Origin of the sequence: uncultured Thiohalocapsa sp., from assembly GCF_913062725.1 — a bacterium.
In the GTDB taxonomy this organism is placed as follows: Bacteria; Pseudomonadota; Gammaproteobacteria; order Chromatiales; family Chromatiaceae; genus Thiohalocapsa.
This window is the reverse complement of the sequence record NZ_CAJXWY010000031.1, coordinates 16,395-29,849: the sequence shown is the minus strand read 5'-3', so window position 1 is coordinate 29,849 and position 13,455 is coordinate 16,395. Positions and strand designations below refer to the sequence as shown.

Below are 13,455 nucleotides of genomic sequence, written 5' to 3'. Positions count from 1 at the left end.
CGGCCGTAAGCGTTGATGACAGATATGACCGAGGACGCGTCGTTGGCCGTGGGCGGACTCCGGGCGGCACTGCTGCGTCTGGCGACTTGGCTGGACCTGGTGAACGCCTGGATCGGTCGCGTCATCGCCTGGCTCGCGCTGGCCATGGTGCTGGTGACCTTTCTGGTGGTGGTGCTGCGCTATGGGCTCGATCAAGGCTCCATCGCCCTGCAGGAGTCCGTCACCTACATGCACGCCGTGCTGTTCATGCTCGGCGTCGCCTTCACCCTGCAGCGCAACGGCCATGTCCGTGTCGACATCTTCTACCAGCGCTTTCCACCCCGCGCGCGCGCCTGGGTCGATCTGCTGGGCACCCTGGTGCTATTGGCGCCCATCTGTCTGTTCATGCTGGCGTCGTCGTGGGACTACGTCAGCGATTCCTGGGCGGTCAAGGAGGGCTCGCGGGAGGCCGGCGGTCTTCCCTATGTGTATTGGCTCAAGAGCCTGCTGTTAGTGATGCCGGTGCTCTTGCTGCTGCAGGGCGTCGTCTGGGTGCTGCGCAGCGGACTCTTCCTGGCGGGCGTGGCGGCGGCCGCGCCGGCAGCAGCGGTCGGTGGACGTGCCGTGGGCGGCGGCGCACAGGATGCCGGTGCGGGGGCACCGACCGATGGCTGAGCTGATGCCGCTGCTGTTGTTCCTTGCCGTTGGCGCGGTGCTGCTGCTGGGTTATCCCGTGGCGCTGTCGCTGGGCGGCACCGCGCTGGTGTTCGCCTTCATCGGCGAGTGGCTCGGGCTCTTCGATCATGCCTTCATCGCGGCGCTGCCCAATCGGATCTACGGCGTCATGACCAACGAGACGCTCATCGCCGTGCCGCTGTTCGTTTTCATGGGCGTGATGCTGGAGCGCTCCAAGGTGGCCGAGCATCTGCTCGACACCATGGCAGTGCTGTTCGGGCCCATGCGCGGGGGCCTGGGTATCTCGGTCACGGTGGTGGGCATGCTGCTGGCGGCGAGCACCGGCATCGTCGGCGCCACCGTGGTCACCATGGGGCTTTTGTCCCTGCCCACCATGCTTCGGCGCAACTATGCACCCAGTGTGGCCGCCGGCACCATCTGTGCCGCCGGCACCTTGGGGCAGATCATTCCGCCGTCCATCGTGCTGGTGCTGCTGGGGGATGTGTTGTCGGCGGCCTATCAGCAAGCACAGCTCGACCTAGGCATTTTCTCGCCGGACACGGTGTCGGTGGGGGATCTGTTCATCGGCGCCATCATTCCCGGGCTGCTGCTGGTGGCGGCCTACATCGGCTACATGGTGGGCGTGGCCGTGCTCCGGCCCGCCGCGGTGCCGGCCATCCCCGCCGCCGAGCGCCCGCAGCACGACTGGCGCTTCTGGCTGCGGGTGGTCAAGGTGCTGCTGCCGCCGCTGGGGCTCATCGTGGCGGTGCTGGGCTCCATCCTCTACGGTGTGGCCACACCCACGGAGGCCGCCTCGGTGGGGGCGGTGGGTGCCTTGCTGCTGGCGGCCTTCCAGCGTCGGCTGAATCTGCGCACGCTCACGGCGGTTGTGCAACAAACCACCGTGGTCACCAGCATGGTGTTCCTCATTTTCATCGGCGCGGCGGTTTTCTCGCTGGTGTTCCGCGGCTTCGGCGGCGACGAAGTAGTAACGGACTTCCTCACCGCGCTGCCGGGCGGGGTGGTCGGTGCCGTGGCGCTGGTGATGCTGGTGATGTTCCTGCTCGGGTTCATCCTCGACTTCATCGAGATCACCTTCGTCGTCGTCCCCATCGTCGGCCCGGTGCTGCTGGCCATGGGGCTTGACCCGGTGTGGCTCGGCGTGATGATCGCCATCAATTTGCAGACGTCCTTCCTCACCCCGCCCTTCGGCTTCTCGCTGTTCTACCTGCGCGGTGTGGCGCCGGCGGCGGTCACCACGGCGCAGATTTACCGGGGCGTGCTGCCCTTCATTGTGCTGCAATTGCTGATGCTCGGGGCCCTGGCGCTGTTCCCCGGGCTCGCCACCTGGCTGCCGGACGCCGTCTATTCCTAGGGCGTTAAGGGCTCTGACCCCTTTGTCCGCCGGCGAGACAGTCCGCCGACGCTGTGGCACGATAGACGCAGGATATTCAGGGTTAGATCCTGCCCGCAACCGCACCTTTCAACGCTTCCAGAGTATGATGGTACACCTAGAAAATTGGGTCTGGGGTCTGGTCTTCGTACTGGCACTTGTCGTGTTTCTGCATGCCGCCTTCGAGCTGACGCGTCGGCTCCTGGCGCGCTTCGCGCTGCGGGTTTGCCAGATGCGCGAAGCCCGCGACGGCAGCTTCATCTGCGAGCTGAAGCGCAAGCTCGATGGGTTTTCGAGCCGATCACTACTGCCACGCGTGCTGGTGCTGCTCGGCTCCTTCGCCGTGATGACTTTCGTGCTCGTGGAGCACTCGGCAAAACTCTGACACTTCCCCCGCCGCACCGCTGGCAACCACCGGTGGACTGCGCGCTGGCGTGAGCGTGCAGCCACAACAGCACCGCCGAGAGCCCGTCCGACGGCGATAGGCGCCTTCGCGCGACAGCCGCGGGCTGTGCTGTGCCGAACGAGCGATGCCTCGTTCGCGGCACAGCCGCGACCGGCCAGGATGTCGAACAGGTATTCTTTTCATGTCCATTACGATGTCGCAATTCCTGAAGTCGCACGGGCTTCAGCGCAATCCTTTCATCGAGGAGGAGGCGCAGAACGACAAGGTGTTCGAGGATCTCGTCAATGAGTCGGGCTACGCGTTCAATCATCAGGCCTGGGACAAGTTCTTCGGCGAGCCCCCGGGGCGCGGCACCTCCATGATCTTCGGCGTCAAGGGCAGCGGTAAATCCGCCCTGCGCCTGGCGCTCGAGAAGAACATCGCGCATTTCAACCGCGAGCACGCCGAGCGCATCCTGCTCATCAGCTACGACGACTTCAACAGCTTTCTCGAGGCTTTCAAGCGCCGCGCCGAACAAGACCGCAAGCGCGAGACGGCGATCACGCTGAAGGATTTCGGTCTCGCGCAGCACCTCGACGCAATCCTTGTCTGTGGCATGGAGGCCCTGCTGGCGGAGCTCGGCGACGGTAGTATCGCGCTCGATCCGCTGGAAACCTATCAGCGCCACGATCTCATGATGCTGATGGCCTTCTACCTCAGCGGTCCGCCGGATCGGTACAACCGGATCATGCATGATTTGCGGGCGCGACTGTTGCCGCAGCGCCTGATGGGCCGCATGCGCAGGGGCATCAACGGCACCTTCGTCGGATTGTTGACGCTCGGCATCGTACCCCTGGTGCGCCAAGTCTTCTACGCCGGCGTCGCTCGGGCTGCGGCGCGCGAGATCCTGGTGCGCTCACGCAATCCCAAGGATATCAGGCGGGCACTGCGCTCGGTCCCGAGCAGCTACTTGCAGGATCAGGATGTCAAGCGCCGGGGCTGGCGCGATAACGACGACGTCCGACGTTTATTCATGACCAAGTTCATCGATGTCATGATGAGCCTCGGCTATCGGCAGATCGTGGTGGTCATGGACAAGGTCGATGAGCCCTCGCTGATCAACGGCGCCCGCGAGCGCATGGAGGACTTCGTCTGGCCGTTGTGGAACAACCGCATTCTGCAACTGCACCCCAATCTGAGCTTTAAGATGCTGCTGCCACGTCAGCTCTACGAGGCGGTTCGCAAGGCGAGCTCCGAGAAGGCGAACGAAGCGCGCTTCGACAAGCAGAAGATCATCTATCCCTTTCGCTGGGGGGATAAGCAGCTCTACGACATGATGTCCGACCGATTGCGTATCTGTCGCACCGACCCGAGTCAGCCGTATCCGCTGAGCAATCTGTTCGACGAGGAGATGCCGAGGCGGGAGATACTGGCGGCGCTGGATCGGCTTCGACAGCCGCGGTTCGTGCTGAATTATCTCTATCGGCTGATCGCCGAGACCTGCGCCCAAACCGACCAGGTGAACGATCGTCCGGTGCGCATGCCGCGGGAGGTCTTCTACCAGATCACCGCGACCATCGGTGAGGACGTCAAGCAGTACTACCAGACGCTGGGAGAGAGTCCCGAGTGAGCCGAAGCGCGGATGTGGCGCGCACGTTTGCGCTGTTTCGTACACAATATCGGGCGCCTCCCGCGGGCAACGAATCGCCATCGGCTTGATCCCGCACAAACGCGGCCACCTCCACCCGTCACAGCCTATGGTGCAGCGTCGACGGACGTTGCTATACTGTCAGCCACACTTGACATCAGGCTAGGTTGACACGTGACGACGGCCCCTCCGCGCGCTCCTTCCGATTTGCCCGCCCCGACTGTGACGGCGGGCCAGCCGCATGCGATTGTCGTCGGCAGCGGCTTCGGCGGGCTCGCGGCTGCCATCCGCCTCGCATACCGCGGCTATCGGGTCACGGTGCTCGAGAAGCTCGACAAGCCCGGCGGGCGCGCCTACGTGCACGAGCGTGACGGCTTCAGGTTCGACGCCGGTCCCACCATCATCACCGCGCCCTTCCTGCTCGAAGAACTCTGGGAGATGGCCGGTCGGCGCTTTGCCGACGACATCGATCTGCGCCCGATGGACCCCTTCTATCGGATTCGCTTCGACGACGGCACCACCTTCGACACTAACGCCGACGAGGCGGCCATGCGCGCACAGGTGGCCCGGTTTTCGCCGGACGATGTCGCGGGCTACGAGCGCTACCTGGAGGAAAGCCGCAAGATCTTCGAAGTGGGCTTCGTGGAGCTGGGCCACGTGCCCTTCACGCATTGGACGGACATGGCCCGCATCGTGCCAAAGATGCTGAAACTGCAGAGCTACCGCAGCGTCCACGGCATGGTGTCCAAATACGTCAAGGACGAGCGGTTGCGCACGGCCCTGTCCTTCCATCCGCTGCTGATCGGCGGCAATCCATTCTCCGTCAGCTCCATCTATGCGCTCATCTCGTATCTCGAGCGGCACTGGGGTGTGCACTCCGCCATCGGCGGCACCGGCGCCATCGTCGACGGGCTGGCGAGCCTGATCAAGGGGCAGGGCAGCAGCATCCGCTGCAACGCCGAGGTCGCCGAGATCACCACCAGCAACCGCAGAGCGACGGGCGTGCGACTCAAGAGCGGCGAGCAGCTCGCGGCCGACATCGTCGTCGCCAATTCGGACTTTGCCTGGACGCACAAGCACCTGCTGCCGAGCGTGAAGCGCCGTAAGTGGCCGGACTGGCGGCTTGAGGTGTCGCGCTACTCCAGCGGGCTGTTCGTCTGGTACTTCGGCACCAAGCGCCAGTATCCGGACGTGCCGCATCACTCCATCCTGCTCGGGCCCCGCTACCAGGGCCTGCTGTCCGACATCTTCCATAAAAAGACGCTGGCGGACGACTTCAGCCTGTACCTGCATCGGCCGACGGCCACCGACCCGAGCGTGGCGCCCGCCGGCTGTGATGCCTTCTATGTGCTGGCACCGGTGCCGCACCTGGACGGCGACACCGACTGGGCCGAACGCGCCGAGCCCTACCGCCAGGCCGTCGAAGACTATTTGGATCGTACCGTGCTGCCGGGGCTCAGGGATCACCTGGCCACATCGCTGGTGACGACGCCCATCGATTTCCGTGAGCGCCTGCTGTCGTATAAGGGCGCCGGATTCAGCCTCGAGCCCGTGCTCTGGCAGAGCGCCTGGCTGCGTCCGCACAACAAAAGCGAGGAAGTGGAGCACCTCTATTTCGTCGGCGCGGGCACGCATCCCGGCGCCGGCGTTCCCGGGGTCATCTCCACCGCCCGCGTACTCGACAAGGTGGTGCCCGATGCTTCTGTTTTCGCACACTGAGCGTTGTTTCGCGGACCCGGCGGACCTGGCGGCCTGCCGGGCGTTGTTGAGCAACGGCTCCAAGTCGTTCCACGCCGCGTCTTTCTTCCTGCCCAAGGCCGTGCGTCAGCCCGCATCGGCGCTGTATGCCTTCTGCCGCATCGCCGACGACGCCATCGACTGTCGTGATGACCAATGCGCGGCGCTGGCGGAGCTGCACACGCGTCTCGATCGCATTTATGCGGGCGAGCCCGAGGCGCATCCGGTGGACCGTGCCTTCGCCGGCGCCGTCAGACGGTTCCATATACCCCGCGAGCTGCCGGATGCCCTGCTGGACGGCTTTGCCTGGGATGCCGAGGGGCGTAGCTACCACACCATCTCCGGCGTGCTCGACTACTCCGCCCGGGTCGCCGCCGCCGTGGGCGCCATGATGACGGCGCTGATGGGTGTACGCGCACCGGCGGTGCTCGCCCGTGCCTGCGATCTCGGCAGCGCCATGCAGCTCACCAACATCTGTCGCGATGTGGGCGAAGACGCCCGCAATGGGCGCATCTATCTGCCGCTCGACTGGCTGTGCGAGGCGGGCATCGACCCGGAAGAGTTCCTCGCCGAGCCGCGTTTCACCCCGGCCCTGGGCGAGGTCGTCGAGCGCGTGCTGGCGCTGGCCGGGGTGCTGTACCGGCGTGCCGAGACGGGCATCGCCAGGCTGCCCGTCGGCTGCCGGCCCGGCATCTATGCCGCTCGCCTGCTGTATGCCGAAATCGGTCACGAGGTGGCCCGTAATGGCTTCGATGCCGTATCGCAGCGGGCCGTGGTGTCCAAGGCGCGAAAGATGGCGTTATTGAGCCAGGCCATTGCCGTCACGCCCTTCCCGGGCGGAGGCTGTGACGCAGCACCGCTGGAGGAGAACCGCTTCCTGATCGATGCCGTCGCGGCGGCACCCGCCCTACCGGGCCGTGATGCCACGGGCCGCCCGCGTATCGGCCAGAAGGTGGTCTGGTTGCTTGATCTGTTCGAAACCCTGGAGGAGCGTGACCGCATGGGCCAGTCCATGGAGCGGCTCGGCGGCGACATACTCCCCGTGACGCGTACTGGAGGCTGACCCATGCGCTACTACCTCGGAGCCGTCTGCCTGATCATCGGCGTCTGGCTGATCTACATGGCCATCAACCATCGCAAGAAGGTTCTGGCTGCCCGTGAGCGTGCCGCCGTATCCGGCAAAGCGCAGCAGATCGATCCGGCGCTCGCCTCCATGGGCACCGCCATGCTGCCGTTCTACGCCATGTATGGCGCCTTTGCGTCGCTGCTGCTGGTGGGCGGCTATTTCCTCTCCGATCTCAAGCTCTACCTCTCCGTGGTCGATCTCTTCGGCCTCATCGTGCTGGTGGTGGGCTACAGTGTCTTCATGGTCATGAAGACCGCCTACTCGAAGCTCGGCCTGGATCTGTCCCAGCCGGCCTGACGGCGACCTGACGGTGAGCGGGCAGACCGGCCCGCGAGCAGGACGCGGCGCACGAGCAGCGCCGGCAGCCTGAGCGGCTGCCGGCGCTCGGCGTTTTCGGCGCAATGCCGCTGCGCCGGGGCGGCGCGTCCATGGACTCGGTGGCGTCGAGCCGCACGCGGCCGGCGCCGTTCACTGCGAGCTCCTCGCGATGGCGCGACCTTCGGTATCGTGGCGGGCGGTGAGCCGGATCCGACAGGGTTATGCGGCGGGCCCCATGCACACGATCGCTGGCGCCTGACATGCCATGCGCCTGAGCGCTGATTGATCGGAACCTCAGTGATGGCGTCCGTCGGCCGGGTCATCGGTCTCCAGCCAGTCGCGGCCCACGGCGTCGCCGGCGGGCTCAACGATGCGATGGCTCTCCTCCAACCAGTCGCCGAGGTCGATGAGCCGACAGCGCTCACTGCAAAAGGGCCGATACTTCGATTCCGGCACCCAGGGAACCAGTCGCTGGCAGTTGGGACATTTGACGGTGACAGTCATGGGGATCTCTCGGCGGTCTGCTCGCGGCACCTCATCGTTGCTGGTAAGTCTCGATCCGCGGCGCCCATGAAGCAAGCGTTCCCGATAAGGTCGCACCCACACCACGCGCACCCGCCTGGGGGTTGCGGCTGGGAATGGTAGACTTGAGGGCTATCCGACCGCGGTGGGCCGCAGGGCGCCAGCCTGGCGCCGCCGCCGGGTTCCGTTTTGTGCATCCAGTAACAGAGGACACCATGGCCGGACACAGCAAATGGGCCAACATCAAGCACCGCAAGGCGGCGCAGGATAAAAAACGCGGCAAGGTCTGGACCAAGCTGATCCGTGAGGTGACGGTGGCCGCCCGCGAGGGCGGTGGCGACCCCAACGCCAATCCGCGGCTGCGGCTCGCCATGGACAAGGCCTTCGGTGCCAACATGCCCAAGGACACCGTCGACCGCGCCATCAAGCGCGGCGCCGGCGAAGACGGCCTCGAGGACTATCAGGAGATCCGCTACGAAGGCTACGGCCCGGGCGGCGTCGCCATCATGGTCGACTGCATGACCGACAACCGCAACCGCACCGCCGCCGAGGTCCGGCATGCCTTCACCAAGCACGGCGGCAACCTCGGCACCGACGGCTCTGTGGCCTATCTCTTCAGCAAGCAAGGCATCGTCAGCTTCCAGCCCGGTACCGACGAAGACAAGGTGATGGAGGCCGCACTGGAGGCCGGCGCCGAGGATGTCGTTGTCAACGACGATGAATCACTCGACGTCGTCACCTCGCCGGAGGAATTCAGCGCCGTTTGCGAGGGGCTGCAGCGGGCAGGCCTCGACACCAGCGTCTCAGAGGTCACCTATAACGCGGCGACCAACGCCGAGCTAGACCGCAACACCGCCGAAAAGCTGTTGAGGCTGGTGGATATGCTCGAAGACCTGGATGATGTGCAGGAGGTCTACCACAACGCTGATATCGCCGATGAGCTCATGGCCGAGCTCGAGTGAGTGGGCATAACCCATCGCGCGCCACGGAGGCCGGCCGTCGTTGCTGCAACGATCCATGGGACGGATCCGCCGGCAAGTTTCAGCTGGACCTGCAGCCCTGCTTGCTCAATCCAAGGCGATGCGATCGCCTAAGCGGCTGGCGTCTGTACCGAGATGCTCCGCAGGTGCCGCAGTTACGCTCAAAGCCGGCAGGTCCTGCGATCACGGGTACGATGACGCGGGTGCTGCGCTACCGAGGCCGCCGTTGCGCCAGCAAGGCCTCGAGCTCGGCAACCCGCGCCTCGGCTGCTTCGCGCTGAAGTCGCTCTCGCGCGACCTGCGCCCGGGCCTGCTCAGCCTGCGCCCGGGCCTGCTCAGCCTGCACCCGCGCCTGCTCGGCAATCGCGCGGGCCTGCTCGGCGACGGCCTCGGCCTGCTGCCACTCGGGATGAATGAAATCGGCGTAGATCGGATCGGCGCGCAAATCGGTGGTGCTGGGGCGGCGCTGGAGATCGGCGCGGCGGAAGCGAAATCCCGGGAAGACCCGCGAATGGATCACCCCGTCCTGGGGGGGGGATGGGCACATAGACGCCGCCGGCGGTGGTGGTGTAGAAGGCCAGATGCTCGGGGTCGTGATGCAGGATGTAGTACTCGCGCACCCCAACGGCCGCATATTCGCCCTTCTTGATCACCTCATCGCGACGACGGTTGGCGGCGGTGCTGTCGGATAATGCCTCGATGACCAGATCGGGGATACCGAGGTAGCGGTTGTCGGTCTCGGCGCGCTGGATCGGGTTATCCCGATGGATGAAGCCCAGATCCGGCTTGCGGATACTCACCCTGCCGTCGGGCAAGGCCAGGCGAAAGCCGGTTTCCAGGCCAAGGATCTGAGCGACCGGATGACGTCGCAGATAGTGCAGCAGCAGCTCCAACAGCCAGTAGTAGACCTGGGTCGTGAGCAGATCGGACACCGGCACCTCCTCCAGTCGCCCGTCGTTCCATTCGAGGTTGACGTCTGGGTGCTCATACCAAGTCTCCCAGTACGCCTGCTCGGAGACGACGGCTGGCAGGGGCGCCGGCGTGTCGGGCCAACGGTTTGCGAGGCTTGACATCGGCGTGGGCTGAGTGGGCGAGATCGACGGGTACACTGAAGCCTAGCATAGGTCCGCGGGGGCTGGGCACCGCACCTGCAGATGCTCGGGGATGCGCGTGTCGATGTTTCCCGTCTGTCAGTGTGTCGTAGCCCGCGGGCTTGCGCATCCGGTCGCTGAGCCAGGCGGCATTGCGATCGCGGCCGCTGCTTTGCAAGGGTGCTCGCCGTTGACGTTGGCCTCTGGGGACGCGTCGGCCGCAAATGGCTCGCCGATCGGTTGCGAACCCTGGGAAGACGTCCTACCTTTCGCCCTTCCAGCGGTGTGTGATGCCACTGCGATGGGCTTTGGAGACGGGCGGCGACGGGCTGCGCACGGGATCTTTCCCTGGCCGGCAGCGCCAGGCGGTGCATCCGAGCGTCGTGCGGCAGGAGCGCCAGCTGTGGACCCGATTTTCGCGCTGGAGACCCTCTCGATGGCACCTTCGCTCCGCCACCGCATCCTCGGCGTCGACCCCGGCTCGCGCAACACCGGCTATGGCGTCATCGACAGCGACGGTCGTCACAGCCGTGTCGTCGCCAGCGGCTGCATCCGGGTCGGGGAGCAGCCCTGGCCGGATCGGCTCGGACGCATCTTCGACCAGGTAGCAGCCCTGGCCAATGAGCACCAGCCCCATGAGATGGCCGTCGAACAGCTGATTTTCGCCCGCGACCCCACCGCCGCGCTCAAGCTTGGCCAGGCCCGTGGTGCTATTTTGTGCGCCGGGCTCAAGGCGGGCGTGACCGTGCATGAATACAGCCCGAAGTCCGTCAAGCTCGCCGTCGTCGGTAGCGGCGGCGCCGACAAGGCCCAGGTCCAGCATATGGTGCGCATCCTGTTGGGTCTGACGCAGCCCCCCGGCGAAGACGAGGCCGACGCCCTGGCGATTGCCCTGTGCCATGCCCACTCCATGGGCATTCCGCAGCGCAAGCGGGCCGCTGCCAGCTGGCGGGATTTCCGGCCCTGAGCACGGCGGCTCAACGCCGGCGCCAACCGGGTGCGTCCGCCGCAAGACGCCCATCATCCAATGGCGCAAGGCGCCCGGCGTCGAGCCATCGAGCGCCTGGTATCGACCGGATCTAAGGGGATCCAGCTATGATTGGACGGCTACGGGGCCAGATCCTCGCCAAGCATCCGCCGCAGGTGCTGGTGGACGTCGGCGGCGTCGGCTACGAGGTCGAGGCGCCCATGAGCACCTTCTACGATCTGCCGGCGGTGGGCGAGCCGGTGACGCTGATCATCCATCTGGTGGTGCGCGAGGATGCCCATGTGCTCTACGGGTTTCTGCACGAGCGCGACCGTGCGCTGTTCCGGGACCTGCTCAGGGTGACGGGCGTCGGCGCCAAGATGGCGCTGGCGATCTTATCGGGTATGGATGCCCAGCGCTTCGCCGGCTGTATCGAGCAGGAGGACATCACCGCCCTGAGCCGCCTGCCGGGCATCGGCAAGAAGACCGCGCAGCGGTTGGTGATGGAAATGAAGGACCGGGTCGCCGGGCTCGGCGGCGGTGCCACCGGCCCGATGCCGGCGCGCGAGCGCGCCGCGGGCGTGGCGGCGGACGCCCCGCTGACGGATGCGGTGAGCGCGCTGGTGGCGCTGGGCTACAAGCCCGCGGATGCCAACCGCATGGCCCGCGCCGTCGCCGAGGACGGCAAAACCTCGGAAGCGATCATCCGCGCGGCGCTCAAGTCCGCCGGCGCGGGCTGATCGTCGCCGCGCAGCCGCCCGCGCCTTGGGTACAATCGTCGGTCGCATGCCATCCCTGAGCCCGCCAGACGACACCATGAGCCCAGACGCCAACTCCCCAGCGCCGCAGCCCGTCCCGGACTGGCAGGCCCCCGAGGACGTGTGCTACGAGGACATCCTCTACCACCGCGCCGAGGGCATCGCCCGCATCACCATCAACCGTCCTCAGGTGCGCAACGCCTTCCGCCCGGAAACGGTGATGGAGTTGCTCGACGCCTTCCATCGGGCCCACCTGGACCCGGAAGTCGGCGTGGTCATCCTCACCGGCCAGGGCGAGCTGGCCTTTTGCTCCGGCGGTGATCAACGCGTGCGCGGTGACGGCGGCTACCGCGACGCCGCCGGCACCGAGCACCTGAACGTGCTGGAGCTGCAGCGGCGCATCCGCAGCCTGCCGAAGCCGGTGGTGGCCATGGTGGCGGGCTATGCCATCGGCGGTGGTCATGTGCTGCATCTGGTCTGTGATCTCAGCATCGCCGCCGACAACGCCCGCTTCGGCCAGACCGGCCCGAGGGTGGGCAGCTTCGACGCCGGCTATGGCGCCGGCCTCATGGCCCGTACCGTCGGTCTCAAGAAGGCCAAGGAGATCTGGTTCCTGTGCCGGCAATACGACGCGCAAGAGGCGCTGGTCATGGGGCTGGTGAACACCGTTGTGCCGCTGGCGGGGCTGGAAGCCACCACCGTCGACTGGTGCCGGCGCATGCTACAGCTCTCGCCGACGGCGCTGCGCTGCCTGAAGGCCGCTTTCAATGCCGATGCCGACGGTCTCGCCGGCATCCAGGAGCTCGCCGGCAACGCCACCGGGCTCTTCTACCAGACCGAGGAAGCGCAGGAGGGCCGTAATGCCTTTCTGGAAAAACGCCCGCCGGACTTCTCTGCCTACCGGCGGCGGCCCTGAGGATGGCCGGGCGTGCGCGCAACGCCGCCGCCGCGGCCAGCCAGCCTGCGACCCGGCGCCAGCAGGCCCTGCGCTGGCTGAGCGCGGCCCGTCCGCGCACGCTGCCGTTGGCGGTGACGCCCGTGCTCGGCGCGCTGCTGCTGGCGATGGCGGATAGCGGCGGCCTGGCGCCGCTGACGGCGTTGGCGACGCTGCTCGCCGCAGCCGCGATTCAGGTGGGTACCAATCTGCACAACGACGCCGCCGACTTCGAGCGCGGCACCGACACCGGCGAGCGCCTGGGACCACCGCGGGCATCGGCGCAGGGATGGTTCACCAGCGTCCAGGTCAAGCGCGCCGCGCACATGGCGTTCCTGGTCAGCTTCGTCCTCGGTCTGCTGTTGGTGGTGCGCGGCGGCTGGCCAATCCTGCTGCTCGGACTCACCGCCATCGCCGCCGGCTATGCCTACACCGGCGGCCCCAGGCCCATCGCCTATGGACCCTATGGCGAGCTCTATGTGCTCTGTTTCTTCGGCATCGCCGCGGTGGCCGGCAGCTATTATCTGCAGACCCTGAGCTTGAGCGCGGGCGCCATCAGTCTGGGCATCGCGCTCGGCCTGCCGGCGGCGGCGGTGCTGCTGCTGAACAACTACCGCGACTTCGACACCGACCGCGCCGCCGGTCGCCGGACCCTCTGTCACGTGCTGGGCCGCTCCGCCGCGCGCAAGGTCTACGCCGGGCTGCTGCTGGCACCGCTGCCGCTGCTGCTGTGGGGCGGTCTGCCGGGCTGGACCTGGCCCGTGCTTTTGGCGCTGCCGAGGGCACTGACGCTGATCCTGCAGCTCCATGGGAGCGACGGGCGGGCGCTGAACGACCTGCTCGGGCGCACGGCGCAGTACCAAATGCTGTTGGTGGGGCTCTACGGCTTCGGTCTGGTGTTGGCCGGGCTCTGGGGGTGACCCGCCCGAACCCCGCCTTGGA

At 66.5% G+C, this 13,455-nt stretch carries 14 protein-coding genes; 12 read left to right on the top strand and 2 right to left on the bottom strand.

All coding sequences use genetic code 11. The features are described from left to right. Positions 1-15: 15 nt before the first annotated feature. From QZ588_RS10155 to QZ588_RS10125, 7 genes are all read left to right on the top strand, one after another. On the top strand, positions 16-654 hold the full coding sequence (locus QZ588_RS10155; protein WP_295542333.1) for a TRAP transporter small permease subunit: 639 nt from the start codon (positions 16-18) through the stop codon (positions 652-654). Further along, positions 647-2,029 carry a TRAP transporter large permease subunit gene (locus QZ588_RS10150; RefSeq protein ID WP_295542331.1) on the top strand — a complete coding sequence of 461 codons (1,383 nt, stop codon included), beginning with the start codon at positions 647-649 and terminating at the stop codon, positions 2,027-2,029. Before QZ588_RS10155 ends, QZ588_RS10150 begins: the two co-directional genes overlap by 8 nt. A gap of 124 nt (positions 2,030-2,153) precedes the next feature. Further along, a complete protein-coding gene (locus QZ588_RS10145; RefSeq protein ID WP_295542329.1) occupies positions 2,154-2,432 on the top strand; it encodes a hypothetical protein in 279 nt (92 codons plus the stop codon). 202 nt (positions 2,433-2,634) lie between these two features. Further along, positions 2,635-4,062: a hypothetical protein gene (locus tag QZ588_RS10140; protein ID WP_295542327.1), complete on the top strand. Its 1,428-nt coding sequence runs from the start codon at positions 2,635-2,637 to the stop codon at positions 4,060-4,062. Between the two features lie 225 nt (positions 4,063-4,287). Further along, positions 4,288-5,799, top strand: a complete 1,512-nt coding sequence (locus tag QZ588_RS10135; protein ID WP_295542324.1) for a phytoene desaturase — start codon at positions 4,288-4,290, stop codon at positions 5,797-5,799. Continuing rightward, positions 5,777-6,880: a phytoene/squalene synthase family protein gene (locus QZ588_RS10130; protein WP_295542322.1), complete on the top strand. Its 1,104-nt coding sequence runs from the start codon at positions 5,777-5,779 to the stop codon at positions 6,878-6,880. Before QZ588_RS10135 ends, QZ588_RS10130 begins: the two co-directional genes overlap by 23 nt. Positions 6,881-6,883: 3 nt before the next feature. Next, positions 6,884-7,240, top strand: coding sequence for a hypothetical protein (locus tag QZ588_RS10125; protein ID WP_295542320.1), 357 nt, complete (start codon positions 6,884-6,886; stop codon positions 7,238-7,240). A gap of 315 nt (positions 7,241-7,555) precedes the next feature. Here the strand turns inward: QZ588_RS10125 and QZ588_RS10120 are convergent, their stop codons facing one another. Continuing rightward, positions 7,556-7,765 carry a DNA gyrase inhibitor YacG gene (locus QZ588_RS10120; protein ID WP_295542318.1) on the bottom strand — a complete coding sequence of 70 codons (210 nt, stop codon included), beginning with the start codon at positions 7,763-7,765 and terminating at the stop codon, positions 7,556-7,558. 233 nt (positions 7,766-7,998) lie between these two features. Between QZ588_RS10120 and QZ588_RS10115 the strand changes: the two genes are divergently transcribed. Then, positions 7,999-8,745, top strand: coding sequence for a YebC/PmpR family DNA-binding transcriptional regulator (locus tag QZ588_RS10115; protein ID WP_295542316.1), 747 nt, complete (start codon positions 7,999-8,001; stop codon positions 8,743-8,745). Positions 8,746-9,098: 353 nt separating this feature from the next. On the opposite strand, the gene QZ588_RS10110 is transcribed toward QZ588_RS10115, so the two are convergent. Further along, positions 9,099-9,836, bottom strand: a complete 738-nt coding sequence (locus QZ588_RS10110) for a Uma2 family endonuclease (RefSeq protein WP_295542314.1) — start codon at positions 9,834-9,836, stop codon at positions 9,099-9,101. 454 nt (positions 9,837-10,290) lie between these two features. Between QZ588_RS10110 and ruvC the strand changes: the two genes are divergently transcribed. The 4 genes from ruvC to menA all read left to right on the top strand — a co-directional run bounded on the left by ruvC (position 10,291) and on the right by menA (position 13,433). After that, a complete protein-coding gene (gene ruvC / locus QZ588_RS10105) occupies positions 10,291-10,821 on the top strand; it encodes a crossover junction endodeoxyribonuclease RuvC (protein WP_295542362.1) in 531 nt (176 codons plus the stop codon). Positions 10,822-10,949: 128 nt separating this feature from the next. Next, positions 10,950-11,561, top strand: a complete 612-nt coding sequence (gene ruvA, locus QZ588_RS10100; RefSeq protein WP_295542312.1) for a Holliday junction branch migration protein RuvA — start codon at positions 10,950-10,952, stop codon at positions 11,559-11,561. Between the two features lie 76 nt (positions 11,562-11,637). Further along, on the top strand, positions 11,638-12,495 hold the full coding sequence (gene menB / locus QZ588_RS10095) for a 1,4-dihydroxy-2-naphthoyl-CoA synthase (RefSeq protein WP_295542310.1): 858 nt from the start codon (positions 11,638-11,640) through the stop codon (positions 12,493-12,495). A gap of 2 nt (positions 12,496-12,497) precedes the next feature. Beyond that, positions 12,498-13,433, top strand: a complete 936-nt coding sequence (gene menA, locus QZ588_RS10090; RefSeq protein WP_295542308.1) for a 1,4-dihydroxy-2-naphthoate octaprenyltransferase — start codon at positions 12,498-12,500, stop codon at positions 13,431-13,433. Positions 13,434-13,455 lie beyond the last annotated feature (22 nt).

Coding starts and splice junctions, on each gene's coding strand:
- QZ588_RS10155 (WP_295542333.1), top strand. CDS start 16: ATGACAGATATGACCGAGGACGCGTCGTTGGCCGTGGGCGGACTCCGG.
- QZ588_RS10150 (WP_295542331.1), top strand. CDS start 647: ATGGCTGAGCTGATGCCGCTGCTGTTGTTCCTTGCCGTTGGCGCGGTG.
- QZ588_RS10145 (WP_295542329.1), top strand. CDS start 2,154: ATGATGGTACACCTAGAAAATTGGGTCTGGGGTCTGGTCTTCGTACTG.
- QZ588_RS10140 (WP_295542327.1), top strand. CDS start 2,635: ATGTCCATTACGATGTCGCAATTCCTGAAGTCGCACGGGCTTCAGCGC.
- QZ588_RS10130 (WP_295542322.1), top strand. CDS start 5,777: ATGCTTCTGTTTTCGCACACTGAGCGTTGTTTCGCGGACCCGGCGGAC.
- QZ588_RS10125 (WP_295542320.1), top strand. CDS start 6,884: ATGCGCTACTACCTCGGAGCCGTCTGCCTGATCATCGGCGTCTGGCTG.
- QZ588_RS10120 (WP_295542318.1), bottom strand. CDS start 7,765: ATGACTGTCACCGTCAAATGTCCCAACTGCCAGCGACTGGTTCCCTGG.
- QZ588_RS10115 (WP_295542316.1), top strand. CDS start 7,999: ATGGCCGGACACAGCAAATGGGCCAACATCAAGCACCGCAAGGCGGCG.
- QZ588_RS10110 (WP_295542314.1), bottom strand. CDS start 9,836: ATGTCAAGCCTCGCAAACCGTTGGCCCGACACGCCGGCGCCCCTGCCA.
- ruvC (WP_295542362.1), top strand. CDS start 10,291: ATGGCACCTTCGCTCCGCCACCGCATCCTCGGCGTCGACCCCGGCTCG.
- ruvA (WP_295542312.1), top strand. CDS start 10,950: ATGATTGGACGGCTACGGGGCCAGATCCTCGCCAAGCATCCGCCGCAG.
- menB (WP_295542310.1), top strand. CDS start 11,638: ATGAGCCCAGACGCCAACTCCCCAGCGCCGCAGCCCGTCCCGGACTGG.
- menA (WP_295542308.1), top strand. CDS start 12,498: ATGGCCGGGCGTGCGCGCAACGCCGCCGCCGCGGCCAGCCAGCCTGCG.